This window comes from Cohnella kolymensis, from assembly GCF_000829465.1.
Classification (GTDB): Bacteria; Bacillota; Bacilli; order Paenibacillales; family Paenibacillaceae; genus Cohnella; species Cohnella kolymensis.
The window spans coordinates 374,971-400,969 of the sequence record NZ_JXAL01000016.1; the positions used below are offsets into that span (position 1 = coordinate 374,971).

The window sequence follows — 25,999 nt, forward strand, 5'->3', positions numbered from 1 at the left end:
CTAAATCATTGCACAAAAAGGCGGCTCAGCCATAGCCGGCGAGCCGCCTTCATGATAGTCGAACAGGTTATCCGTTGACGACTTCCCCGCCGTTCACGTGCAGCACCTGACCCGCCATATACGACGAATCGTCACTCGCCAAGTATACATAGGCGGGAGCCAGCTCGTCAGGCTGCCCTGCACGTTTCATAGGGGAGTTCGAACCGAATTTGGCCACCGTGTCCGCATCGAACGTGGAAGGAATGAGCGGCGTCCAGATCGGCCCCGGCGCTACCGCATTGACACGAATTCCTTGCTCGATCACGTTAAGCGCCAGGGAACGGGTGAAAGACACGATCGCGCCCTTGGTAGAAGAGTAATCGAGCAGCTGCGGGCTGCCCCGGTATGCCGTTACAGAAGCCGTGTTCACGATTGCCGAGCCGGACTTGAGATGCGGCATAGCGGCGGAAGTAAGATAGAACATCGAGAAAATGTTCGTGCGGAAAGTTCTTTCCAACTGTTCCGGCGTAATGTCTTCGATTCTCGGCTTCGGATGCTGCTCGGCGGCATTATTGACCAGGATATCCAGACGCCCGAACGCGCTGAGCGTCTGATCGACGACTTTCTTGCAGAACTCCGGATCGCCGATATCGCCGGCGATGAGCAGGCATTTGCGGCCTTCGGCTTCTATCTGTTTTTTCGTTTCCTGCGCGTCCGCATCCTCGTTCAAATAAACGACCGCAACGTCCGCGCCTTCTTTGGCGTACGCAATGCTGACGGATTTGCCTATGCCGCTGTCTCCGCCGGTGACGATGGCCGCTTTGCCCTTCAGCTTGCCGGCAGGCAGATAGGCAGGAGATTCCGACTCAGGCCGCGGAGTCATCTTCGTTTCCAAGCCCGGCTGCCGGTTCTGATGCTGCTCGGGAAAAGAACCGGGGCGCTCGGGCGTCCCTCCTACAGGATCATTTGTGTGCGAGTTGCTCATCGTTTAACCTCTCCTTTCGTCTTTCTTTATAGAATAGGTTAAACATATGAGCCTTCAGTTACACAGCTTTGCGGGCGGTTTTTTTACCGTCGCAGCTAAAAAGCATTCTTTTATCATCAGTGGTCGTTTCCAGGTGCACCGTTTTGCCCCACAGCTGCACCAGGTAAGGAAGCGTGCGCTCCACATATTTCAAATCAAGCTCCATACCCTCGAACCGGTGGGTGACATAAAGTTCGCCGCTGCGCTGCCAATCGCCGTCTGTAATTTCGAGGCACGGATAGCCGCCGTTCACGCGGGAAAACACGAGCTGATCCCGAACATTTTCCCATGCTTTATCGGTAATCTGCCACTCAGGTCCCTTCTTCTCGAAAATGTACAAATCCAGCTCATCCGTCAATTCCTTGGTCAAGTAGTTGCGCAGAAAGGATTGGTCCGAGTCCAGCTCACGCACCTCAAAAATCCGTTCCCGCCCGAATCTCTTTTCGATATCCTCGAAAATTTTCACTCCCAAGTAATAGGGATTAATGGAATGTCTCGACGGCTGCACGACGGCGGAATTCAGCTTGGCGTATTCGATCGTCTCTTCGCTGGTCAGAGGAAGCTCCCGCATGATCCGCTGATGCCAATAAGAGGCCCAGCCTTCGTTCATGATTTTCGTCTCGAGCTGAGGCCAGAAATATAACATCTCTTCGCGCAGCATGCTCATGATGTCCCGCTGCCAGTCTTCCAGTACCGGCGAAAATTCCTGAATGAACCACATCAGATCTTTCTCAGGCTGCAAAGGAAACTTGCGGCCGGCGGCGGGCTCAGGGCCATGGCCGGTATCCGGCTTCTCCAGCTCCCATAGATCCTCGTAGGGAGAACGAGCGGTATGGCTGTCGCCTTCCTTTTCCTTTTGCCGCCTTTTCATAAGCTCCATGTAATGCTTTTTGTCCAGCCCGTATGGCTTGTGGATCGCGGGATCGACATGCTCCTGTATCGCCATGACCGCATCCAGGAAGCGTTCCACTTCGCTTGTTCCATACTCCATTTCATATTGGCTGATTCGTTCCGCCGCCGCCGACATCGTTTCGACCATATTCCGGTTGGAGATCGAGAAGCGCGCGTTATTTTTGAAAAAATCGCAGTGCGCGAGTACGTGTGCCACGATCAGCTTGTTCTGAATGAGGGAATTGCCGTCCAGCAGGAAAGCGTAACAGGGGTTCGAGTTGATGACCAGCTCGTATATTTTGCTCAGCCCCAAGTCATACTGCATCTTCATTCTATTGAAGGTTTTTCCGAAGCTCCAATGGCTGAAGCGGGTCGGCATACCATAAGCGCCGAAGGTGTAAATAATGTCCGACGGGCAGATTTCGTAGCGCATCGGGTAAAAGTCGAGTCCGAAGCCTTTTGCGACTTCCGTAATTTCCGCTATGGCATGCTCAAGCTCCCGTTGTTCTTCTTCACGCGGCATACACAGTCAAGCCCCCTCCGTAAACAGAGATTTCACCACCTTATGTATATGTTGGAGCAGGCGGGAAGTGTATGGGGTTTTTTATATTGGAAAAGGGAATAAGCTAAGGGGTCTGACGCTTGCGCTTGCACAATGAGCATGATACAACAGAGGATACAATGATGGTTTCACTAAGGAGTGAACGGGAACGGTGACTCAAGAATCGACGCCGGAGTCGAGGCTTCGGGAAGAGGAAGAGAAACGGCTGCGCGAGGTGCTGGAACAGGTAAGCCGCCGGATGCGCAAAGAGCTGTCTTTACTCGGAGAAAGGCGTGAAGATGTAGTCGGCATCAGGCAGGAATTCTGGGATGACGTCCGGCTCAATTTCTCCGATTCGTCGGAGGTGAGCGAAACCTGGCGCAGCATTATGCAGCAGGCTGAACTGCTTGCGGAGCGGGAACGCAGCCATCGCGTCGCTTCGGAGACGGTAGAGAGGCTGACCAAGCAGTTCGATTCTCCTTACTTTGCACGGATTGATTTCACGGAAAAAGGCCGCGGGAACGAGGTAATTTAAATAGGACGCGCATCTCTGGTGGGCGAGGATGGCGAGACCTTTTATGTATACGATTGGAGAGCTCCGGTATCAAGCCTTTTCTACGATCACGAGCCTGGACCGGCTTCTTATACGACGCCCGACGGCGAGAACGAAGGGGAATTGACGCTCAAGCGGCAGTTTGTCATCCGGGGCGGGCAGATGAAGCATGTATTCGATACGTCCGAGACGGTGGGCGACGAGATTCTGCAGGCCGTGTTATCGGAAGGCTCGGATACTGCCATGAAAAGCATTGTCGCAACGATCCAGAAGGAACAGAACCAGATCATAAGGGATGAAAAGCATCGCTTGCTTGTGGTACAGGGGGCTGCGGGGAGCGGTAAAACCTCAGCGGCTTTGCAGAGGATCGCCTATTTGCTTTACCGGTATCGCCAAAGTTTGTCGCCGGATCAGATTATTCTATTTTCACCGAATCCGGTGTTCAAAGGTTATGTGTCCCGGGTGCTTCCGGATTTGGGTGAAGCCAACATGCGCCAGATGACGTTCCGCGAGATTATTGAGGCGAGGCTCGGCCGCAGATTCCAAGTGGAGGATTTATTCTCGCAGACGGAAGCACTGTCGGCGGCCGACGCGACAGCGCAAGGCGCCGGCCGCGAGCAGTCTGTTCGTTACAAAGGCTCGGAGCACTTTTTTATAACGGTGGAAGCTTATCTCAAAAAGCTGGAGACGGACGGGATCCGTTTTCGCCCGCTGCGTTTTCGCAGTGAAACGATCGTATCGGCGGCGGAAATGTCGGAGCGGTTCTACAGCGTTCGCGCCTCCGAAGGCTTTGGCGTGCGGGCAGCGGCGCTGCGGCGGTGGCTCGTGGAACGGCTGAATACATGGGTGGAAGCCCAGATGGATGAGGATTGGGTCGCCGATGCAGCAGAGCTTGTGGATGGCGAGGAAATCCAACGGGCTTATGTTGATGTACGGCGCAGCGGCGGCTTTCACGATGAGGCGTTCGACGACGAGGAGAAAATGACGGATAGGCTGAAGCGGCGAGTTGCCGAGGAAGCGATCGCTCCGCTTATGAAGGCGGTTAGAGGCTATCGTTTTCTCGATGCTGTGGCTACCTATAGAGAGCTGTTTCAAAGCCGCTCGCTGTTTACGGCCTGTTCTCCTGATGGCAAGCTTCCGGCGGGTTGGGAGTGGATGTCTCAGCGTCTGGAAGAAACAATGGGACGCAAACAGGTCGATCATGAAGATGCGACACCTCTCATGTATGTATCGGAAGCTTTAGAGGGCTTCCGGCGCGTGGAGGGGGAAATTCTACACGTGTTTGTCGATGAAGCCCAGGATTATTCGCCGTTTCAAGCGGCGTTCCTGCGGCGCCGCTACCCTCGGGCGCGAATGACCGTGCTCGGAGACTTCAATCAAGCGATCTATCTTCAATCTCAGGACAACGGCGGTTTTGGCGGCTGGACCCGCTTGATGCCTGCGGAAGACACGGCGGTATGGCGCTTGACGACAAGCTATCGCTCTACGGAACCGATCGTAGAGTTTACCAAGCAGATTCTGACACCTGAAGATGCGGAGGGCATCAGGCCTTTCCATCGCCAAGGTGAAGCTCCCTTTGTCGTTGCATGCAAAGATGGAGCTCAGCTGGGGGCAAAAATAGCCGTGGATATCAGCCGGCTGATGGAGCAGGGCTACGGCACGATCGGGGTCATCACGAAGACGGCTCACGAAAGCGGCAATGCTGCGGCTATGCTCAAGGAGCAGCTTCCGGACGAGGTGCCGATCACCCATGTAACGGGAGGTTCGGCGGAGCTGCCCAAGGGCGTGTCTGTCCTGCCTGCCTACTTGGCGAAAGGCATCGAGTTTGATGCGGTTCTTGTCTGGGATGCGTCCGATTCCCGTTACGGCAAGGAAAAAGATCGCAAGCTGCTGTACACCGTGTGCACCCGCGCTTTGCATGTGCTGCACGTTTATCATACGGGTGAACCGTCTCGCTGGCTCCCGGAGGATTAAATTGGAGGTTCAATGGAAATACGAGATGCGCTTAGAGCGTTAAAAACATTTTACGGATACGACGGCTTCCGCAATGGCCAGGCAGCTTTGATCGAAGCTCTGCTCAAGGGCAAAGATGTGCTCGGAATCATGCCGACCGGAGCGGGCAAATCGGTCTGCTATCAGATTCCCGCGCTGCTGCTGCCCGGGGTTACGTTAGTCGTCTCGCCGCTCATTTCGTTGATGAAGGATCAGGTCGATGCCCTCAATCAGTCGGGGATCCCTGCGACTTTCATTAACAGCTCGCTTTCGGCAAGAGAGACGAATGAAAGAATGAGGGCCGTCGCGGACGGACGATACAAGCTTCTGTATATCGCTCCCGAAAGGCTGGAATCAGAGAACTTCCGCATGCTCGTGCGCCGGCTTCAAATTCCGCTTATTGCGGTCGATGAGGCGCACTGCGTGTCGCAATGGGGGCATGATTTCCGTCCAAGTTATATGACCATTGTACGGCTGCTGAAAGAAATTCATCCGCGGCCGGTCATGGCCGCTTTCACAGCGACCGCCACGGATATCGTCAAGGATGATATCGCCGCGAGGCTGAGGCTGGAAGCTCCGGTTCGCGTCACGACCGGCTATGCCCGGGATAATCTCACACTTAACGTCGTTCGCAACGCGGACAAGCGTGAATATGTCGCCCGATTTATTCGGGAGCATCCGGGCCAGGCGGGCATCATATACGCATCGACCCGGCGGGAGGTTGAGAATACTCATGCTTTCATCAGCGGCCTGGGAGTAGAAGCGGGGAAGTACCATGCGGGACTCAGCGAAGAAGAACGCGCGCGGACGCAGGACGCTTTTCAGAGGGATGATCTTCAGATCGTTGTCGCGACCAACGCTTTCGGAATGGGCATCGACAAGTCCAACGTCCGCTTCGTCATTCACAACAACATGCCGAAAAACCTCGAGGCTTATTATCAGGAAGCCGGCCGTGCGGGACGGGACGGCGAACCCGGAGAGTGTGTGCTTCTGTTCTCGCCGCAAGATGTCGTCACACAGAAGTTCTTTATCGAACAAAGCGAAGCCGATGAAGACCGCAAGAAGAACGATTACCGACTGTTGAACGATATGGTTCAGTACGCGCATACCGGTGACTGTCTGCAGCGAACGATCGTGCGTTACTTCGGCGAGGAGGACGGCGAACCGTGCGGGATGTGCGCCAATTGCACCGATGAACGCGAGTTGCTTGATGTCACCGATGAAGCCAAGCTTGTTTTTGCTTGTATTGCGGCGATGCGCCAGCGATTCGGAGTGACGTTGACGGCAAAAGTGCTGCGGGGTGCAAACGATGCGAAGGTCCGCGATTTCGGATTCGACCGTTCACTCTACTATGGGCGGATGAAGGGCAAACCGGAGAAGGAAGTCGTGCAGCTCATTCACGCATTGGTGGCCGACGGATATTTACGTATGACCGACAGCCAATATCCGGTCGTGCAGTTAACCGAACGTGTACGGCAAGTGATGCAGGATGAGGAACGCGTGTATCGCCGGGTAGAACCTGTTCATCCGGCGGCAGTACGTGGCGGACGGACGTCCTCCGCCGGCTCTCGCGGTTCGAGTGCTCCTGTCGCAAAACAAGAGCTGTTCGATGCGCTCCGCCGGCTACGGAAAACAATCGCCGATGCGGAGAGTTTGCCGCCTTTCGTTATTTTCCACGACTCCACTCTTCGCGAGATGTGCAGCATCATGCCTCAGACGGAGCAGGCCATGCGAGCCGTCAAAGGAATCGGAGAAGCCAAGTTTGCCAAGTACGGACGCGATTTTCTCGAACTCATACGCCAATATTCACATTGATCGGCTGACAATAGCGGAACTCAGTTCCGCTATTGCCATTTTACGAGAGCTGATTGGTTGATTCTAAGTCATTAGCGGAACTCAGTTCCGTTATTTCCGTGACATTCGTCGCCTCACTGTATCGCTCTCAGCTTTATCCTGCTAAGATTGAGCTATTGAGGGTATTACTAGAAACGCAGGCTATCTGTTCCGCTTATCTTAAGGAGGATCAACTTGAACCAGACGATTAAGGTTGATAACAAAGAAATAAATGTCAGCTTCAGCAATTATTATGATTCAGCATTGGGTGACTTTATGTTCACGCAGGTCATGTGCGACGTGTTCATGCCGGGAAACGAAGTGGTTCCGGTTGATATCGAGAAGCAGCAGATTAGACGAATTATCGATGGGTTCAAGAAACGCAAAGAGCTGTCCGACGAAATAAGTAAAGAGAATATAAAGGGCAAGTCTTATTATGTGATAAATCCCAGAATGCGCTATGACCTCGGGTGGCTGGCAGGTAAAAAAGAGAAGAAGCCTTTGACCAAGGAGCTGAAAGCCGAGGCGCATGAGGAGCCGACACCCGTGACGCCGGAGCCGCCAATGCAGAAGCCTCAACCGGAGCAGCGGGAATACAAGGACGACAGACGCAAGTATTTGGTGTCCCAGGGTTTTAAACATAACGAAGCTACAAATAATTGGGAGCTGCACGGCATTCGATTCCCGGATTCCAAGATTGATACACCGCGGACAGACGAAGAATTTAAGACGGGCATGAACAGCTTGATCCGTGCCGATACCCAAAATCGTGAGAAAAGAAAGCCGAAATCCAAATAGGAACACGCATTCGCTGACCGCCACCTGTCAAACCGTTCTGTCATTGTTGAATAAACACGGCAGAACGGTTTTTTATGAGGAGGAAAACAGGATGGACAACCCGGTGTATGTTGCGATTACAGGAACGAACCATTACTACGGCAGCGATTTTTTTTAAAATAGGACTTGTTATGCAATTGGTCAAAGACCGCGGTAACCCGCACGATGATGAAGCGATTCGCGCGGAGATTCCGCCGATCGGCAAAGTGGGATACGTGGCCAACAGCTCGTTCAGCGTTCCGCGCGGATGCAGGAGCGCCGGAAGATTGTACGATACATTCGATGATACAGCTCTGGCCATTGTTCGCTTCGTCGTCAAGGATACCGTCATCGTCGAGGTTGTAAAATCGGTCGAGATTTTGCAAATTGTACACACTAACAATGAAAATGCGCTTGGGAACGATTATTTGCCGGACACCGCCCATGCTCCGCAAATTCGAGAAAGCACGAAAGATTTGAATTCTTTATTGCGCCGGAAGGAACAGACAATGGAGATGTCGAATTTAACATCAATATCCATTTCCTGACATACGCGCCCCCCTTCACAAAACCTGAGAGCAAGAGGTGATCGGTTCAATCGAGCACTTATCGCAACCGCATCAGCACTTCAATCACAATACATCTTCGTTCCCCTTCAGCTAACCTTTCAAACTAACCGCACGAATAATATCAACACTGGAAGACCCCTTACCCTGCGCTTAACGCCGAACATACAACTAAACGTAAACCACTTGAAATCAGAAATCAGAACACACTCTGATCTTTTATGCATTTCCTTATAGGAATTTTATTCCATAGTTTCATTTTTCATCTATATAAACAAGAGTGGACCAAATAATAGTCGAGTGTTTACTACACCATATCTGCTGCTCATAAAAAGTTCTGAATTACCAATTAAAAGTAATATTATATAACCTGTTTAGCTCTAAGCGGCGAGCAACGATCAGCGAAGGGAGAATGAATATGACCGAATCGACGGCAGCATTGGTTCCAGAAATTGAGCTCGAACAAATCAGCATGCAATATCCAGCGGCATTCTCCGATGTGTTGGCGCTTCAGGATGTCAGCTTGAGCATCGCGAAGGGCGAATTCGTTTCCCTGCTCGGGCCTTCCGGCTGCGGCAAGACAACGCTTCTGCGTATTATGGCGGATCTCATCCAGCCAACCGGCGGGCGAATCGAAGTTGCCGGCAAGTCGGCCAAGGAAGCGAGATTAGCCCAACGGTACGGCATCGTTTTTCAAAACCCCGTTTTATACGATTGGCGGAAAGTTAAACAAAACATCACGCTGCCTCTCGAGCTCAAAGGCGTCAAAAAATCCGAACGTGAGGCCAGGGCCATGGAGCTTCTGGAATTGGTCGGCTTGCAGAAGTTCGCCGATCAGTACCCTTGGCAGCTCAGCGGAGGCATGCAGCAGCGCGTCGCCATTGCACGGGCTTTAGCGATGGAGCCTGAAATATTGCTCATGGACGAACCCTTTTCCGCGCTTGATGAATTCTCGCGAGAGCGGTTGAACGAAGAGCTGCTGTCGATCTGGAGCAAGGTCGGCAATACGATCGTGTTCGTTACGCATAACATATCGGAAGCCGTTTTTTTGTCCGACCGGGTATTCGTTCTTTCACCCCATCCCGGCCGGCTATCGGCAGTCGCGGAAATCTCCCTTCCTCGTCCGAGAACGAAAGAAATGCGTAACAGCGAAGCCTTCTTCCGGCTTATTGCGCAAATCCGGGACAGCTTCGAAGGGGTGTAGGAGATGAACGAGCTCAGCGGTCTGTCTCGCCTCCGTTTCCTGCCGGCCTTCTTGTGGGCGGTTGCCTTGATCGCTCTTTGGGAGATTGCCTCCTGGCTCCTGCTTGAAGTGCTGCAGGTGCCGATGGCGCAATCCAAGCTTCCTTACATACATGAAATCGTATCAACGTTCGGCCAATACGGAAATACACTTGCGAACGAAGGATGGGTCACGTTAACGAACGCTGCGCTCGGGTTTGCGCTCGGTGCTGCGGCGGGTGCATCGCTGGCCGTGCTCATGAGCGCATCGAAGTGGATGGAGCGGCTTGCCTTTCCGTATGCGGTCGCGTCACAGATGGTTCCGATCCTGGGGCTCGCCCCGATCGTGTATGGTATCGTCCGGGATGAACAAGCCGCACGGATCATCATTGCCGCGTATATCACCTTTTTTCCCGTCTCTTTGAATATGCTGCGGGGATTGCGAAGCGCGCATCCCTACGCCCTCGAGCTGATGCATTCCTATGCCGCCAAGCCGTGGACGATCTATTGGAAGCTTCGATTTCCGGCATCGCTTCCGGGTCTGTTCAGCGGGCTCAAAATTGCGGCGCCTCTCGCGGTGACCGGAGCTATCCTGGTGGAGCTGATGGGCGCGCAGCACGGGATCGGCGTGATCATGCTGCGCAACTTGTACTATGGGCCCTCTCATACTTACATGTTCTGGTCAACGGTTATCGTCGGCGCCTTGCTGGGAGTGCTCAGCTATTTGATTATAGGCTGGATTGAGAGACTTGCCGCACCTTGGCAGCCCGAATTCCGTTCCAAAGGAGGCGGCCGGTAGATGGATGGACCTTTGGCTGCGCAGGTCGCAACACAAGAGGACCCGGTTACACATCAAACGATAACTGCGTCACAAAAGGCGAAAAGAAAGGCCGGAGACGGCAAAGCGAGCCGGATCTGGCTCCCGTTGGCCGGGGGCGTCCTGTTTTTCGTTCTATGGGAATTGCAGATTTTTCATCGTATTTTCGACTTAAAAACCTATCAGCTTCCTTTGCCCTCAGCCATTGGAACGACACTGGTCAAGAACTTTGATCTGCTCGTCAATTATGCCGGCTATACGCTGACAGAGGCGGTTCTCGGCATGCTGATCGGATCGGCGCTCGGTTTTGCGGTTGCCCTCATTGCCGCCATCTGGCCGAGATGGGGATCCGGCGGCGTCATGATCGTGGCTTCTTTAAATGCAGTGCCGATCGTGGCTTTAGCTCCAATCATGAATCTATGGTTCGGAGCTGATATAGGCTCAAGAATTGCGATCGTAGCTTTCACAACGATGGCTGCCATGGCCATCAACGCTCACAAGGGAATGAAGATGATCGATCCGTTGGCTTTGGATCTCATGCATTCCTACGCGGCTACTAAATTTGAGGTCTTCCGGTATGTGAGAATCACCAGCAGCCTTCCTTTTGTTTTTACCGCACTGAAAATAAATACGACCGCAAGCATGATCGGGGCGATCGTGGGAGAGTTTTTCTTTGCCTCCCGCGGGCTCGGATATCTGCTCTCCAACTCTATCAAGGTTGCCAAGATGCCTCTCGGCTGGTCATGCATCGTCATCGCTGCTGCCGCCGGTGTTCTTTTCTATCTGGTCGTCGAGCGGTTGGAGAAGGTGTTCATTAAGTGGCATCCATCGCAAAGGGCTTAAACCGCCCTACTTGCATTGATGTATGGATTCGAAAATGAGAAGGGAGCAGAAATCGATGAAAAAGAGGAAATTGAAGTTTCTGTTTTTGACAGTATTGACGCTAGTAATTCTGGCTGCATGCGGAAAATCGGCCGATCCCGAGCCTGCTGCTTCCGGGTCATCCGCGCCGTCCGGCGGCGCATCTGCAAGCTCCGGCGCTCCTGCGGAGAAAGTGCCCGTCAAGCTCATATTGAAATGGGTTCCGCAAGCCCAATTTGCCGGGTATTTCGTAGCCAAGGAAAAGGGATTTTACGACGAGGAAGGGCTGGACGTAACCATCCTGCCCGGAGGTCCGGACATTGTCGGCGAACAGCAAGTCGCGAGCGGCGCGGCTGACATCGGGATCGACTGGGTGGCCAGTTTGCTGCCGCATCAGGAGGAAGGCCTGCCGTTGATCCAGATCGCCCAAATCTATCAGAACAGCGGCCTGCAGCTGGTCACCAAAAAAACTTCGGGTATCAATACACCGGCCGATTTGAAAGGGAAAAAGGTCGGCAACTGGATGGGCGGCAACGAATTCGAGATTCTGGCGCTGTTTGATAAGTATAAACTCGATCCCAACAAAGATTTGGAGTTTGTGAAGCAAGGCTTTACGATGGACCAATTTTTGAGCGGCGAACTGGATGCCGCCTCCGCGATGACCTACAACGAATATCATGTGGTGCTGGAGCAAGGCGTGCCGGCAAGCGATTTGAATGTCATCGATATGAACAGTGAAGGGGTCGCCATGCTTCAGGATAATCTGTTCGCAAACAAGGACTGGCTCGCTGACAACAAGGAGACGGCGGCCAAATTTGTCCGCGCTTCCATTAAAGGCTGGAAGGAAGCGATCGCGAATCCGGAGGCCGCAGTGGATATGGTCATGAAATCTGCGGAAGCAGGCAGTTCTACCCGGGAGCATCAGCTGACGATGATGCAGGAAGTCGCCAAACTGGTTGCTCCGCAGGGCTTTGATCTGGAGAAGATGGGGTACACGGACGACGCGAAATTCAAGCAAACGGCTGATATCGCCCTCCAATTTGGAATCATCAAGAAAGCCGCTAACCTGCAGGAAGCTTATACGAACGAAATCGTAGATATGGCAATGAAGAAATAGAAGCATTGATCCGACACAAAATCGATAGTGATCGAGGTGCCTGCGATGAAGCTGAACATCAATTCACAGCGGCTTGAAGGCCGCATCCAGCGCTTGGCTCAGATCGGCAAAATCGGAGAAACCGGAGTATGCCGGCTGACGTTGTCCAAGGAAGACAGAGAAGCGGTGGATCTCGTAAAAAGCTGGTTCGAGGAGGCGGGCCTGCAAGCCCGTGTCGACGCATTCGGCAACCTCATCGGCAGGATGGAAGGGAGAAACCCGGACGCCCCCGTCTTGATGATGGGCTCTCACATAGACAGCCAGCCGTATGGAGGAAGATTTGACGGGCCGGCCGGTGTGCTTGGAGCGCTGGAAGTGGCCCAAACCTTCAAGGAGCAAGGATTCGTACCGGAGATGGCCGTGGAGATTGCGGCATTCTGCGATGAGGAAGGCTGCCGGTTCAACAAAGGGCTGTTCGGCGTTCGCGGCATCCTAGGCAAGCTGGAAGACGGGGAGCTGGAACGTACCGACAAGAACGGCATCACACGCAGGCAGGCGTTGATAGACTTCGGCTGCGACCCGGATCTGTTCGAGAGCTCACGCTATCGTCCGGGACAAATCGGTGCTTTTCTCGAGCTGCATATTGAGCAAGGGCCCGTGCTGGAATCGCTCGATCAGCCGATCGGAATCGTAACCGGCATCTCCGGCCCTCTGTGGCTGACCGTTGAGTTCACAGGATTCGCCGGCCATGCCGGCTCCGTGCCGATGCCGATGCGGAAAGATGCGCTCGTAGGAGCAGCTAAGGTGATCCTCGCGCTCAATGAACTCGCTTCAAGCGAGCCGGGGGCGCCGACTGTAGGAACGGTTGGTTCTCTCTCGGTATTTCCCGATTCTCGCAACATCATTCCTGAGAGAGTCCGCTTTACTGTGGATTTGAGAGATATCGAGCTTAGCCGGCGAAACCGACTGGAAATGCTGCTGCGGGAAGAGATCGACCGCACTGCAGCGGAACACGGGCTCACCTATACAATCACAGAGGATACGAACAGCGAACCGCGGTACTGCGCACCTGCCATTATGGAGGGAATGAGACGCGGCGCGGCCAAGATGGGTCTGACGCCTCCGGAATTGATGAGCGGCCCGTTCCATGATTCGCTGGTCCTTTCTTATGTGTGCGATTACGGAATGATATTCGTCCGCTGCAAAGACGGCATCAGCCATAATCCCAAAGAATATGCGTCGATTGAAGATTTATCGCTCGGGACGGAGCTGTTGTACCACATGGCACTGGAGATGGCTTCACGCAAGACAGCCGCCTCCTCGGCGCAAGGAGAGTGAAGTTATGGATACGGTAACGATCGGTCTCATTCAAGCGAAACATGATGTGCATGGCGACGAGCCTGTCGCGGTTCACAAAGAGAAAGCGATCGAGAAGCACTTGGGGCTTGTCCGTGAAGCCGCGGCCAAAGGAGTCCAAATCGTCTGCCTGCAGGAGATTTTCTACGGCCCGTATTTCTGCGCCGAACAAACGCCGAAATGGTATGACGCTGCTGAAGAAATTCCGAACGGCCCTACGGTGAAGCAGTTCCAGGAAGTCGCGAAGGAGCATGGCATCGTCATTGTGCTGCCGATCTACGAGCGCGAAGGAATCGCGACCTATTACAATACGGCCGCCGTTATCGACGCGGACGGCGCATTGCTCGGCAAGTACCGGAAGCATCATATTCCGCATGTGGCTGCAGGCGGCGCGGGATGCGGCTTCTGGGAGAAGTACTATTTTAAGCCCGGCAATTTGGGTTATCCGGTGTTCGACACCGCGTTCGCTAAAGTCGGCGTCTATATTTGCTATGACCGGCATTTCCCGGAAGGAGCCCGCATGCTTGGCCTGAACGGGGCGGAGATCGTACTGAATCCCTCGGCTACCGTGTCCGGAACGTCGGAATACTTGTGGCAATTGGAGCAGCCCGCCCATGCGGTTGCCAACGGGTATTACGTAGGAGCGATTAACCGGGTCGGTTTCGAAGCGCCTTGGAACATGGGCGAGTTCTACGGGCAGTCGTATCTGGTAGACCCGCGGGGGAATTTCGTGGCGACAGGCAGCCGCGACAAGGATGAGGTCGTCATTGGGCAAATGAATAAATCCCTGATCCGTGAAGTTCGCGAAAGCTGGCAATTCTATCGGGACCGCCGGCCTGAAACGTACCAGGAGCTAGCCCGGCTGTAAGCTGAAAAAGGAGGAGCTTATTCGATGGATGACAGATTGCGGCACAATTTTGCTGAAGTGTATCCCGGCTTTACCTCTACTCAGGCGATGGACGAATCGAACCGCTGTCTTTTCTGTTACGACGCTCCATGCATCACGGCTTGTCCGACCGGAATCAACATTCCGTCGTTCATCAAGAAAATCGCCACCGGCAACTTGAAGGGCTCCGCGAAAGTCATCATGGACGCCAACCCGGTCGGAGCCTCCTGCGCGCGTGTATGCCCTACAGTACAGCTTTGCGAAGGGGCTTGCGTGCTGAATGACGCGTCTGAGCCGATTGCGATCGGTATGCTGCAGCGTTTTGCGACGGATGCGGCGATCAAAAGCGGCGAGCGCTTGTTTGCGCCGGGGCCGAGCAACGGGCTTAAGGTGGCGGTGGTCGGAAGCGGACCCGCAGGCTTATCCGCGGCTCGGGAACTGGCGCGCTTCGGTTACTCGGTGACAATATACGAAGCGAAAGATAAGCCCGGCGGATTGGATACTTACGGCATCGTATCCTTCCGTTTGCCTCAGGAAATCTCCTTATGGGAAGCCGAGCAGGTCAGCCGGATGGGTGTAGAAATCCGGACGGGCGTACGTGTGGGTGTGGATGTTCAGCCGGAGCAGCTGCTCGAAAAGTATAACGCTGTGGTACTGGCTGTTGGGATGGGGCAGGTGCCTAACCTCGGCATTGAAGGCGAAAATCTCGAAGGCGTATACGATGCGATCGATCTGATCGAGAGTGTGAAGACGGATGCTTTCACCGGCGATATGGACGGCGCGCGCGTAGTTGTCATCGGTGCGGGCAATACGGCGATCGATGCCGCCACCTGTTCGGTGCGTCTCGGAGCGGGCAACGTCAAAATCGCTTACCGCCGCACACGCAGTGAAATGACGGCTTACGACTTCGAATACAGCTTCGCCAAAGAAGATGGAGTCGAATTCAGATGGCTGACCGCGCCCAAGCGGATTATCGGGGATGAATCGGGTAAAGTGACCCATCTGGAATGCGTGCGGATGGAGCTCTCCGAAGCGGGTAAAGACGGACGCCCCGTTCCGGTTCCGATCGAAGGCTCGGAATTTCTGATGGAAGTGGATGCGGTCATTAAAGCGATCGGACAAACGCGGCTGCTCGGACTAATTGAAGCGTTCAGCCTGGATCATTACAAGGGCGTCGTCACAGTCGATCCTCGTACGTATCGCACTTCCCATCCGAAGGTTTACGCAGCAGGCGATGTCATTTTCGGCCATGGCCAAGGGGAAGCGATGGTTGTCAGCGCTGCCCAGCAAGGCAAATTGACCGCTCACGAGATTCATAGGCAGTTAAACCGGCAAACCGCCGAAACGGCATAAGGGAGCTGAGAGATATGGCAGATTTAAGAACCGATTTGGCCGGCATTCGTTCACCGAACCCGTTCTGGCTTGCCTCCGCCCCGCCGACAAATACGGGCTATCAAGTGCAGCGGGCGTTCGATGCCGGGTGGGGCGGCGCGGTGTGGAAGACGCTGGGGAGCCTCGTCATTAACACGACCTCCCGTTACGGAGGTTACAATATCGGCAACCAGCGGGTAGCCGGCTTTAATAACATTGAGCTCATTTCGGACCGCCCGCTAGAGGTCAACCTGAAGGAAATCTATGAAACGAAAAAAATGTTTCCGAACCATGCCCTGGTCGTATCGTTAATGGTAGAACCGAAGCGTGAAGCCTGGCATGAAATCGTGAAGCGGGTGGAAGCGGTTGGCGTAGACGGCTTGGAGCTCAATTTCGGCTGTCCGCACGGGATGGCCGAGCGCGGCATGGGTTCGGCTTCCGGTCAGGTGCCTGCTCTGGTCGAAGCCCAGACCAGCTGGGTGAAAGAGGCCGCCCAGACACCTGTCATCGTGAAGCTGACTCCTAACATCACGGATATTACGGCTACGGCTGTTGCCGCCGTTCAAGGCGGAGCGGATGCCATTTCCTTGATTAACACCATCAACAGCTTGATGGGGGTTGATCTGGATTCCTGGAACACGATCCCTCAGGTCGCCGGCAAAGGGGCCCACGGCGGGTACTGCGGTCCGGCGGTTAAACCCATTGCTCTAAGCATGTTGGCGGAGTGCGCCCGCCATCCGCAGGTTACCGTGCCCATCTCGGGCATTGGCGGCGTGTCGACATGGAAGGATGCGGCCGAGTTCCTTCTGATGGGCGCCACCGGCGTTCAAGTCTGTACCGCAGCCATGCACCATGGCTTCCGGATCGTTGAAGACATGATCGACGGCTTGAGCAACTATCTGGACGAGAAAGGACTCACAAGCGTTGACGAGCTGATCGGCAAGTCCGTCAGCAAATATACGAACTGGGGAGATCTGGATCTCAACTACCGCATCGTCGCCCGCATCAATACGGAGACATGTATCAATTGCAATAAGTGTCATATCGCCTGCGAAGACACTTCCCACCAATGCATCGAGCGCCATATGGATGTGGAAGGCAAGCCGTACTTGAAAGTCCGGGAAGACGACTGCGTCGGATGCAATCTTTGTTCCATCGTCTGCCCGGTGGACGGTGTGATCTCCATGGTCGAAGTACCGCCTGAAGCTCAACCGATGACGTGGAACGAACGCGTCAAAGCACTGTCTGCAGTCGGTTCCGGCAACTAGCACAGTAAATAAGGCAAAGGAGGCAGTTAACCTTGAAAAAGCTCATTAAGGGCGGAACGATCGTCACCGCTGCCGACATCTACAAGGGTGACATTCTGATCGAGGACGAGCGGATCACAGCCATAGGCGCGCAATTGCAATCATCCGATGCGGAAGTCATCGATGCGGAAGGGCTGTATGTCTTTCCCGGCGGGATCGACCCGCATACGCATCTGGATATGCCTTTCGGAGGTACGACCACGAAGGACGATTTCGAGACCGGCACGATCGCCGCTGCTTTCGGAGGTACGACAACGGTGATCGACTTCTGCTTGACCTCCAAAGGCGCACCTCTCAGCGACGCCGTGCAAACCTGGCACGCCAAGTCCAAGGACCGCGCCGTGATCGATTACAGCTTTCATCTGATGATCTCGGAAACGAATGATGAAGTGCTTGCGGAGCTGCCTGAAATCATTGAAAAAGAAGGCATCACGTCTCTCAAAGTCTTCATGGCTTATAAAAACGTTTTCCAGGCGGACGACGGCACTTTATACCGGACGCTTTTGTCGGCTAAGAAGCATGGCGCGCTTGTTATGGTGCACGCCGAGAACGGCGACGTCATTGACTATCTGATTACGGAAGCTTTGGCCGAAGGAAACACCGATCCGATCTACCATGCGAGAACTCGGCCTCCGGAGCTCGAAGGTGAAGCGACGGGACGTGCGGCCAAGCTGGCTGCGCTTGCCGATTCCCAGCTGTATGTCGTGCATGTGACATGCGAGCAGGCGGTGCGGCAAATTGCGGAAGCACGTAGCAAAGGGTTCCGTGTGTACGGGGAAACCTGTCCCCAGTATCTGGTGCTGGATGAGTCGTATTTGGAGAAGCCGGATTTCGAAGGCGCGAAGTATGTGTGGTCGCCGCCTCTGCGGAAGCCGGAGAATCAGGATGTTCTGTGGAACGCGCTTAAGAGCGGCGAGCTGCAGACGGTCGGGTCCGACCAATGCTCCTTTGATTTCAAAGGGCAGAAGGAGCTTGGAAGGGGAGACTTCTCTAAAATCCCGAACGGCGGCCCGACCATTGAGGATCGGTTCACCATTCTCTACTCGGAAGGCGTGCGCAAAGGCAGGCTGAGCCTGAACCAGTTCGTGGATGTTATTGCGACTCAAAGTGCCAAGCTGTTCGGTTTATTCCCGCGCAAAGGAACGATTGCGGTCGGCAGCGACGCGGATCTCGTACTGTTCGATCCGAATGCCGAACGAACGATTTCTGTGGCGAACCATCATCTGGCGGTGGATTACAGCGCCTTCGAAGGCATGAAGGTGACAGGGGAGCCTGTATCCGTGCTCTCCCGCGGACAATTCGTCATCCGTGATAAACAGTTCGTCGGTAAAGCCGGATCGGGGCAGTATCTGCGGAGAAACAGGTTTGCCGCTTCCGAGCCGCCTGCGCCCGAGTCCCGTACGATCTCGGCTTCACGCTGAAGGAGGATGCTTATGTCCAGCTGGCATGAATATATGAAAGAAAAAGCGACGATTAACGATTTGATTGCAAAGGGCTACCGCGTAACGAAGGTTACGGAATTGCTCGATGGGGATGACGTCCGATTTGAGCGGGTTTCGGGCGACGGGACGCTGGAGATCGAAGAGCTGCGATTATTGACTGCGGATGGCCGCAAATATTTGGGGTCTGTGTTGATCGCACAATTGCGGGCGTCATCAGCCAGCGTGAGTTCCGTCTCTTAACGGATCGATAGATTAGGAGGTTTGCTGAAAATGGAGAATACGATTCAAACGATGTTCGGCACGCTAAAAAATTACATCGGCGGACAGTGGGTCAGCTCAAGCTCTTCCCAATATGAGGAAGTGCCCAATCCGGCGACAGGGGAAGTCATCGCCAAAGTGCCCTTGTCGAATCGCGCTGATCTGGATCAAGCGGTCGCGGCCGCCCGCAGCGCGTTCCCGGAATGGAGCAAAACGGCGGTGCCGAGACGGGCGAGAATTCTGTTCCGCTATCAGCAGCTGCTGGTTGAGCACTGGGAAGAGCTCGCCCGCATGGTGACGATCGAGAACGGCAAAAGCTACACCGAAGCCTACGGGGAAGTTCAGCGGGGCATCGAATGCGTCGAATTCGCCGCCGGGGCACCTACCTTGATGATGGGCAGCCAGCTGCCGGACATCGCCACCGGCATCGAGTCCGGCATGTACCGTTACCCGATTGGCGTGGTCGGCGGCATTACGCCTTTCAATTTTCCGATGATGGTGCCCTGCTGGATGTTCCCTCTCGCCATAGCATGCGGCAACACTTTCGTGTTGAAGCCTTCCGAGCGGACGCCAGTGCTCGCTTGCAGGCTGGCGGAGCTGTTGAAGGAAGCGGGGCTCCCGGACGGGGTGCTGAACATCGTACATGGCAGCCGCGATGTGGTCAACGGCCTGCTTGAGCATGAGGACGTACGTGCGATATCCTTCGTCGGCTCGCAGCCTGTGGCGGAGTATATCTATAAGACTGCAGCGGCTAACGGTAAGAGGGTTCAAGCGCTGGCGGGCGCCAAGAACCATTCGATCGTCATGCCTGACGCCGACCTGGATAACGCCGTTACGAATATTGTAAGCGCCGCATTCGGCGGTGCAGGCGAACGATGCATGGCGGCTTCCGTCGTCGTGGCTGTCGGAGATATTGCGGACACCCTGGTAGAGAGGCTCGTGCAGGCGGCCGACGACATTACGATCGGCAACGGCTTGGACGACGGCGTGTTTCTGGGTCCTCTCATCCGCGAGGAAAACAAGGCGCGCACCATTCGCTATATTGAAATCGGACAAGGCGAAGGCGCCCTGCTCGCTCGTGACGGGAGAACGGATACGGCCACCTCAGGTGAAGGCTATTTTGTAGGACCGACGATTTTCGACCACGTTCAGCCCGGCATGAAAATATGGACCGATGAAATGTTTGCTCCCGTTCTTTCGGTCATGCGTGCGCAGGACCTGACGGAAGCCATCCAAATTGCGAACCGGTCTGCATTTGCTAACGGCGCTTGTCTATACACGGACAGCGCGCGGGCGGTTCGCCAATTCCGCGAAGAAATTGATGCCGGCATGCTCGGAATCAATCTCGGTGTGCCGGCGCCCATGGCATTCTTTCCGTTCTCGGGATACAAGAATTCCTTTTATGGCGACCTCCATGCCAACGGCAAGGATGGCGTCGAATTTTACACGCGTAAAAAAATGGTTACCGCACGTTATTGATGCACGCGTCAGCTGTCTATGGGTCTAAGGAGGCTTTATATGCTTATCGGGGTTCCGAAGGAAATCAAAAACAACGAAAGCCGGGTCGGCATGACGCCCGCATCCGTTCTGTCTTACGTGAAGCAGGGGCATGAAGTCGTTGTCGAAACCGAATGCGGCACAGGGGTCGGGTTCTCCGACGAAGATTACAAGAACGCCGGGGCACGGATTGTGCCGGCCGCAAGGGACGCTTGGTCTGCGGAGATGGTCGTCAAAGTGAAAGAACCGCTGCCTGAAGAATATGTATATTTCCGTGAAGACCTGATTTTGTATACGTATCTGCACTTGGCACCGGAGCCGGCGCTGACGAAAGCGCTGGTACAGAGCAAAGATACGGCAATCGCTTATGAGACGATACAGCTGGACAACGGCAGCTTGCCGCTTCTCACTCCAATGAGTGAGGTGGCGGGGCGGATGTCCATTCAGATCGGCGCCCGATTCCTTGAAAAGGCAAACGGCGGCAAAGGGGTATTGCTGAGCGGTGTTCCTGGTGTCGCGCCGGGCAGAGTAACGGTGGTAGGCGGCGGGATCGTCGGGACGAACGCTGCACGCATGGCCCTTGGAATGGGGGCGGAGGTCAGCATTCTTGATATTAATCCGGAACGCCTTCGCCAGCTGGATGACCTTTTCCAAGGCCGGCTCAAAACCGTAATGTCCAATCCGCATAACCGCATAACATAGCCGAAGCGGTGCAGCAAGCGGATCTCGTGGTGGGGGCCGTTCTGATTCCGGGTGCGCGGGCTCCCCGTCTGGTTACCGAGCAAATGGTGAAAACGATGAGTCCCGGCTCGGTCATCGTTGACGTGGCTATCGACCAAGGCGGATCCATCGAAACAATCGACCGCATCACCACCCATGACGCGCCGACGTATGAGAAACACGGGGTCATCCATTACGCCGTAGCCAATATGCCGGGTGCGGTGGCGCGAACGTCCACGATCGCTTTGAACAACGTGACGACGCCTTACGGGCTGCAGATCGCGACCAAGAATTACAAGCGTGCGGCGATCGATAATCGCGCGCTGGCTAGAGGGATTAACGTCGCGGAAGGAAAGGTTACCTTCCAGGCGGTAGCCGAAGCGCATGGCTATCCGTATACCGATATACAGGCACTGCTTCAAGGATCCATATTGACCGCTTGAAGAACGAATTGAAGCCTGCCCAGGCCGCGCTTGAGCAGGCTTTTCCTTTTGCATTTATGAAATAAAATTACAAAAAAGTATTTACAAAATGAAATTTCATTTTAGAATAGATAGGAGAAGCGCTTACATAAGGAGCCGATTTTAATGTTGAAGGGCGGACTTATCAGCATTAAAGAAGGGTTGTCCACGTTAAAGCCGACGGAGAGAAAAGCGGCGGAGTACATTCTCAGCAAGCCGGAGCAGATCGTGAAATACTCCGTTCAGAGACTGGCGGGTGAGGCCGGCGTCAGTGAAGCAACGATCATTCGCTTATCACGGTCACTCAATTACAAAGGTTTTCAGGAGCTCAAGCTGCGTATAGCAGGAGATCTGGTTCATTCGGAACAGACACCCTCTACCTATCAGGAGATTCAGGTGGGAGGATCAACGGATTCGCTCATACGATCCATTTCTTACAATAACATGCTCTCCATTGAGGACACCTTGTCCGTACTTTCCGACGAGGAGGTGGAGAAGGCGATCCGGGTAATGACTTCCGCCCGTAAAATCGCTTTGTTCGGGGTGGGGGCTTCCGCTGTCATCGCCGAAGACTTCAGGCAAAAGTTGTCGCGGATCAACAGATGGTGCGAGGCGGCTTTCGGCTTCGACGGTCAGGCGACATTGGCCGCCAATATGATCGAAAGCGATGTCGCTTTCGGCATTTCATACTCGGGGGAGACGCGGGACATTATTGATTCGTTATCCATTGCAAAAGCGAATGGCGCTACAGTCGTCAGTCTGACTAAATTCAGCAACAATCCTGTTTCTGCCCAGGCAGACATTCATTTGTTCACCAGCTCATTGGAACAGAGCATCCGAAGCGGAGCGATGGCGTCGAGGATCGCGCAGCTGAACGTGATCGACATTCTGTATGTCGGAATCGCGGGCAGCCATTACGAGGAAAGCATCGATTCTCTGGACCGGACGCGCAAAGCCGTTCGAATCTCTAAAAGCAATGTTTGAGTGGGAGCGATTGATGCGCGGTTGGATCGGGGACGGTCTTCTGCCCGGCGCGGCAGTAGATATCAGGCATGAGAAATTCCATTATCGCACCTCGTTCGGGAACAGCCGTGCAGATACGATATACGATCTTGCCTCACTGACTAAAGTGACGGCCACATTGCCGGGATTGCTCATTCTCGCGCAAAGAGAGGCGTTAAAGTTCAGCGACAGGGTCAGCCGCTACATCCCTGAGTTCAGATATGACGCCGCTGTAACCATTCTTCATCTGCTGACACATACATCGGGACTTCCCGCAGATTTGCCGTACGCCCCACGGAACGCTTCACGCGATGTGCTCGCTTTGATTCTGGATCAGCAGCCGCTCAGCGAGCCTGGCACCCGTATGGTGTACAGCGATCTCGGCATGATTCTGCTCGGGGAAATCGTTCAGCGGGTGTCCGGACAAAGATTGGACCGGTTCCTGACCGAGCAGGTCTTTCAGCCGCTCGGCATGAAAGAAACGATGTTCCGTCCCCCGCCGGCACTCCGGGATCGGATCGCTCCGACGGAATATGTGGATGGAGAGCCGGTTCAAGGAGAGGTGCATGACGAGAAAAGCGTGCAAATGGGTGGGATTTGTGGAAGCGCGGGACTGTTCTCTACCGCAGCGGATATGAGTACATACGCAGAGGCTTGGCTGCACCCCGAAGAGCAGACGGTTCTGCCGGCCGATTTGATGAAGCAAAGTGTGCGGCATTTGGGACACGGACGCGCTCTCGGCTGGGAAGTATACGGCCTGAGCCCGCCGGTCGGCTGCGGCACACGCTGGTCTCCTGGAACCTTCGGTCATACAGGGTTCACCGGAACCAGCATCTGGATCGACCCTGTCAAACGGGTATCGGCGGTGGTGTTCAGCAATGCGGTGCACTTCGGCCGGGATAACCGGATTCGCAAGCTTCGACCCGGCATGCATGATGCTATATTCGCTTCCCTTTTTGACTGACGTATAGGTCAAGGGATTTGAATAAATAAGAATCTGTCAAGGAGGAACACAAATGACAAAAAGATTCCATGTGCTTCTAGCGGTTTTTGTATTGATCACCACTGTGCTCGCAGGATGCGGCGGAGGTAACGGCAATAACTCGAGCCCTGCAGCGAGCGGGAGCAGCACGAATACGGCAAGCGTCAGCCCCACGCCTTCAGCATCGGGTGAGAAGGCGAAGCTGACGATCGGCAGCTGGCGTACGGAAGACCGTGAAGCTTATGAGAAAATCATCGCGGCATACAATGCGACAAATCCGAATGTAGAAATCGTATTTAATCCTTCCAAGAATACAGAATACAACACGATACTCAATACCGCTCTGCAAACCGGAGAAGGGCCGGACATTATTCAGCTGCGTCCTTATGCGGCAGGACGCCAATTGGCGGACGCGGGTTTCCTCGAGCCTCTCGACGGTCAAATCAAGGGCTTGGACACCTTCTCGAAGGATACGCTGGCCGCAGCTACAGGCACCGACGGTAAAGTGTACGGAGTGCCTACCGTGTACAGCTCGACACAAGTTTTCTACAACGTCAAAATATTCAAAGAAAATAACATTGAAGTTCCGAAAACATGGGACGACATGATCAAAGCTGCCGAGACGCTGAAAGCGAAAGGCATTACCCCATTCGCCTTCGGTTCGAAGGAAGGCTGGCTTCTGTCTCTCACTCATGGAGCGCTTGCGCCTCAGTTTTACGGCGGCAGCGATTTTGCGACGAAAGTATTAAGCGGAGAAACGAACTTCCAGAGCGAAGGTTACGTCAGCTCGCTGCAGATGATGAAGGACCTCACTCCGTATTTTCCGGAAAATTACGAGGGACTCGGCATGGACGACATTCGCAATCTTTTCGTCACCGAGCAAGCCGGCATGTTCGTGATGGGCGATTGGGAACTTGCAGTGATGCAAAAGGCGAATCCGGCGCTTGAGCTGGGCGTATTCCCGGTGCCGGGCAAAGACGGCAAAGCTACCGTTACGACATGGGTAGACGGTTCATTCGCAGTTAACGCGAAGTCGAAGAATAAGGCAGAGGCGCTTAAGTTCGTGGAATTCATGACGACCAAAGAATTCGGAACGCTTGTCGTCAACGAATTGAAGAAGCCAAGTACGCTTCAAGGAGTTACGGCGACAGATCCGATCGTATCGCAATTATCGGAATATGCGAACACGATTGCCACACCGTACGCTTCAGTCGTGTACTTCAACCAAGGCAATCCGACGACGAAATCGGTTCTTGAAACGAACCTGCAGGCGATGTATCTCGGTTCCCTCACTCCAAAGCAAGTGGCGGACGAAGTGCAGAAGAGCGCGGACACCTGGCTGAAAAAATGATATGAAACGTTCATGGATCCATCTGTTTCCTGTCCCTGCTTTGGCCTTTTATGTGCTGTTTATCGTCTATCCGATATTCGCGGCATTCGGCTACAGCTTTTTCGACTGGCAGGGACTGAAGCGGGGGGCGTTCATCGGGCTCGACAACTTTGTAACCTTGTTCACGGTCGAGCCCTTTAACGATTTGTTCTGGAACGCACTCAAGAACAACGTGTTTTACTTTGTCTTGGAAATGATTGCCCAGAACGGCATCGCCTTTGTACTCGCCTATATTTTATACACCAAGATCAAAGGGGCACAGTGGTTCAAGATCGCGTTCTTCCTTCCCCGGCTTCTCTCTGTCATTGTGGTCGGCTTCCTTTGGAAGCTCATCCTGAATCCGAATTTCGGGGTGCTGAATGTCGTTCTGAAAAAAGCGGGCTTGGGCGAATGGGCCCAGCCTTGGCTTGGCGATCCGTCAACGGCGCTCGTGTCCATCATTCTGGTTAACAGCTGGTTCGGTATCGGCTTTGCGGTGCTTATCCTGCTTGCAGGTCTCCAGGGCATTCCGAACGAAATCGTGGAAGCGGCAAAGCTGGACGGTGTGCGGGGGTTCAGGCTGATTAGAACGATCATTATTCCGATGATGATGCAGTCGATTACGATCATTACCGTATTCACGTTCATACAGGCTTTCGAGGCGTTCGAGCTGGTGTATGCCATGCAAGGATCGCAAGGGGAGCCCTATCACTCCACCGATACGCTGGCCGTTTATTTCTACCGGACTGCATTCGGCGGCAACTCGGGTGGTGACGGACTCGCGATCGGACTCGGATCGGCGCTTGCGGTCGTCATGTTCTTCATTATCGCCGCGCTGTCGGCTGCATACTTGAATTTCGTTCGCAGCAAAGAAGTGGAGCATTAAGTCCTGCGGTATGATGTCAAGTCCCTGATTCGTGAGAATTGGAAATTTTCTTGGCTATAGTGCGCACGAGTCAAAGAAAATAGACGCATCAAACCAAGCCCAGCAGAAAATGAGGTTGAATACCAGATTTTTACTGGGAATTCATAAAGGACTTTGGCAAAGGAGGCCGTTATTCCTCTTCGCGATTCACCTTCCTTCGAGGCGTGTAGAGTTGGCCGTTGCGTAGCAGCACATCGACCAGACGCACAAGTTTTCTTGCCGTTAAGACGAGG

General features: G+C 54.2%; 22 protein-coding genes and 1 pseudogene. 21 read left to right on the forward strand and 2 right to left on the reverse strand.

The features are described 5' to 3' along the window. Positions 1-67: 67 nt before the first annotated feature. Complete coding sequence (locus SD71_RS11930; protein ID WP_041063022.1) at positions 68-964, reverse strand: SDR family oxidoreductase; 897 nt, start codon at positions 962-964, stop codon at positions 68-70. A gap of 58 nt (positions 965-1,022) precedes the next feature. Continuing rightward, on the reverse strand, positions 1,023-2,417 hold the full coding sequence (locus tag SD71_RS11935; protein WP_041063025.1) for a SpoVR family protein: 1,395 nt from the start codon (positions 2,415-2,417) through the stop codon (positions 1,023-1,025). 190 nt (positions 2,418-2,607) lie between these two features. Between SD71_RS11935 and SD71_RS22240 the strand changes: the two genes are divergently transcribed. From SD71_RS22240 to SD71_RS12035, 21 genes and pseudogenes are all read left to right on the forward strand, one after another. Continuing rightward, entirely contained in the window at positions 2,608-2,970 is a 363-nt protein-coding gene (locus tag SD71_RS22240; protein WP_052476190.1) for a hypothetical protein, read from the forward strand. Next, positions 2,971-4,962: an RNA polymerase recycling motor HelD gene (gene helD / locus SD71_RS11940; RefSeq protein WP_326998740.1), complete on the forward strand. Its 1,992-nt coding sequence runs from the start codon at positions 2,971-2,973 to the stop codon at positions 4,960-4,962. Positions 4,963-4,974: 12 nt separating this feature from the next. Further along, positions 4,975-6,795: a DNA helicase RecQ gene (gene recQ, locus SD71_RS11945; RefSeq protein WP_041063028.1), complete on the forward strand. Its 1,821-nt coding sequence runs from the start codon at positions 4,975-4,977 to the stop codon at positions 6,793-6,795. Positions 6,796-7,008: 213 nt separating this feature from the next. After that, the gene (locus SD71_RS11950; protein ID WP_041063031.1) at positions 7,009-7,611 is read left to right on the forward strand and encodes a hypothetical protein; all 603 of its coding nucleotides are present in this window, start codon (positions 7,009-7,011) and stop codon (positions 7,609-7,611) included. 107 nt (positions 7,612-7,718) lie between these two features. Next, complete coding sequence (locus SD71_RS24445; RefSeq protein WP_200889594.1) at positions 7,719-8,177, forward strand: hypothetical protein; 459 nt, start codon at positions 7,719-7,721, stop codon at positions 8,175-8,177. A 436-nt stretch (positions 8,178-8,613) separates the two neighbouring features. Then, positions 8,614-9,399, forward strand: a complete 786-nt coding sequence (locus tag SD71_RS11960) for an ABC transporter ATP-binding protein (RefSeq protein ID WP_041063034.1) — start codon at positions 8,614-8,616, stop codon at positions 9,397-9,399. A gap of 3 nt (positions 9,400-9,402) precedes the next feature. Continuing rightward, positions 9,403-10,215, forward strand: coding sequence for an ABC transporter permease (locus SD71_RS11965; protein ID WP_041063038.1), 813 nt, complete (start codon positions 9,403-9,405; stop codon positions 10,213-10,215). Further along, on the forward strand, positions 10,216-11,076 hold the full coding sequence (locus SD71_RS11970; RefSeq protein ID WP_052476192.1) for an ABC transporter permease: 861 nt from the start codon (positions 10,216-10,218) through the stop codon (positions 11,074-11,076). A 55-nt stretch (positions 11,077-11,131) separates the two neighbouring features. Further along, entirely contained in the window at positions 11,132-12,211 is a 1,080-nt protein-coding gene (locus SD71_RS11975; protein WP_052476193.1) for an ABC transporter substrate-binding protein, read from the forward strand. Positions 12,212-12,256: 45 nt separating this feature from the next. Beyond that, entirely contained in the window at positions 12,257-13,528 is a 1,272-nt protein-coding gene (locus SD71_RS11980; protein ID WP_152619428.1) for a M20 family metallo-hydrolase, read from the forward strand. 4 nt (positions 13,529-13,532) lie between these two features. Continuing rightward, a complete protein-coding gene (locus SD71_RS11985) occupies positions 13,533-14,414 on the forward strand; it encodes a nitrilase-related carbon-nitrogen hydrolase (RefSeq protein ID WP_041063044.1) in 882 nt (293 codons plus the stop codon). Positions 14,415-14,438: 24 nt separating this feature from the next. Further along, positions 14,439-15,785 (forward strand): NAD(P)-dependent oxidoreductase, encoded by a 1,347-nt coding sequence (locus tag SD71_RS11990; RefSeq protein WP_041063047.1) that lies wholly within the window; start codon positions 14,439-14,441, stop codon positions 15,783-15,785. A gap of 14 nt (positions 15,786-15,799) precedes the next feature. Further along, a complete protein-coding gene (gene preA / locus SD71_RS11995) occupies positions 15,800-17,071 on the forward strand; it encodes an NAD-dependent dihydropyrimidine dehydrogenase subunit PreA (protein WP_041063050.1) in 1,272 nt (423 codons plus the stop codon). A 32-nt stretch (positions 17,072-17,103) separates the two neighbouring features. Continuing rightward, positions 17,104-18,531, forward strand: coding sequence for a dihydropyrimidinase (hydA, locus tag SD71_RS12000; protein ID WP_041063053.1), 1,428 nt, complete (start codon positions 17,104-17,106; stop codon positions 18,529-18,531). A 12-nt stretch (positions 18,532-18,543) separates the two neighbouring features. Then, a complete protein-coding gene (locus SD71_RS12005) occupies positions 18,544-18,792 on the forward strand; it encodes a hypothetical protein (RefSeq protein ID WP_041063056.1) in 249 nt (82 codons plus the stop codon). A 30-nt stretch (positions 18,793-18,822) separates the two neighbouring features. Then, positions 18,823-20,289: a CoA-acylating methylmalonate-semialdehyde dehydrogenase gene (locus SD71_RS12010; protein WP_041063059.1), complete on the forward strand. Its 1,467-nt coding sequence runs from the start codon at positions 18,823-18,825 to the stop codon at positions 20,287-20,289. Positions 20,290-20,328: 39 nt separating this feature from the next. Further along, positions 20,329-21,470, forward strand: a pseudogene (gene ald, locus SD71_RS12015) (alanine dehydrogenase). A gap of 144 nt (positions 21,471-21,614) precedes the next feature. Next, positions 21,615-22,472 (forward strand): MurR/RpiR family transcriptional regulator, encoded by an 858-nt coding sequence (locus tag SD71_RS12020; protein ID WP_041063061.1) that lies wholly within the window; start codon positions 21,615-21,617, stop codon positions 22,470-22,472. Between the two features lie 13 nt (positions 22,473-22,485). Continuing rightward, positions 22,486-23,454 (forward strand): serine hydrolase domain-containing protein, encoded by a 969-nt coding sequence (locus tag SD71_RS12025; RefSeq protein WP_052476194.1) that lies wholly within the window; start codon positions 22,486-22,488, stop codon positions 23,452-23,454. Positions 23,455-23,506: 52 nt separating this feature from the next. Beyond that, on the forward strand, positions 23,507-24,823 hold the full coding sequence (locus tag SD71_RS12030) for an ABC transporter substrate-binding protein (RefSeq protein WP_041063066.1): 1,317 nt from the start codon (positions 23,507-23,509) through the stop codon (positions 24,821-24,823). A gap of 1 nt (position 24,824) precedes the next feature. Beyond that, complete coding sequence (locus SD71_RS12035) at positions 24,825-25,727, forward strand: carbohydrate ABC transporter permease (protein WP_041063068.1); 903 nt, start codon at positions 24,825-24,827, stop codon at positions 25,725-25,727. Positions 25,728-25,999 lie beyond the last annotated feature (272 nt).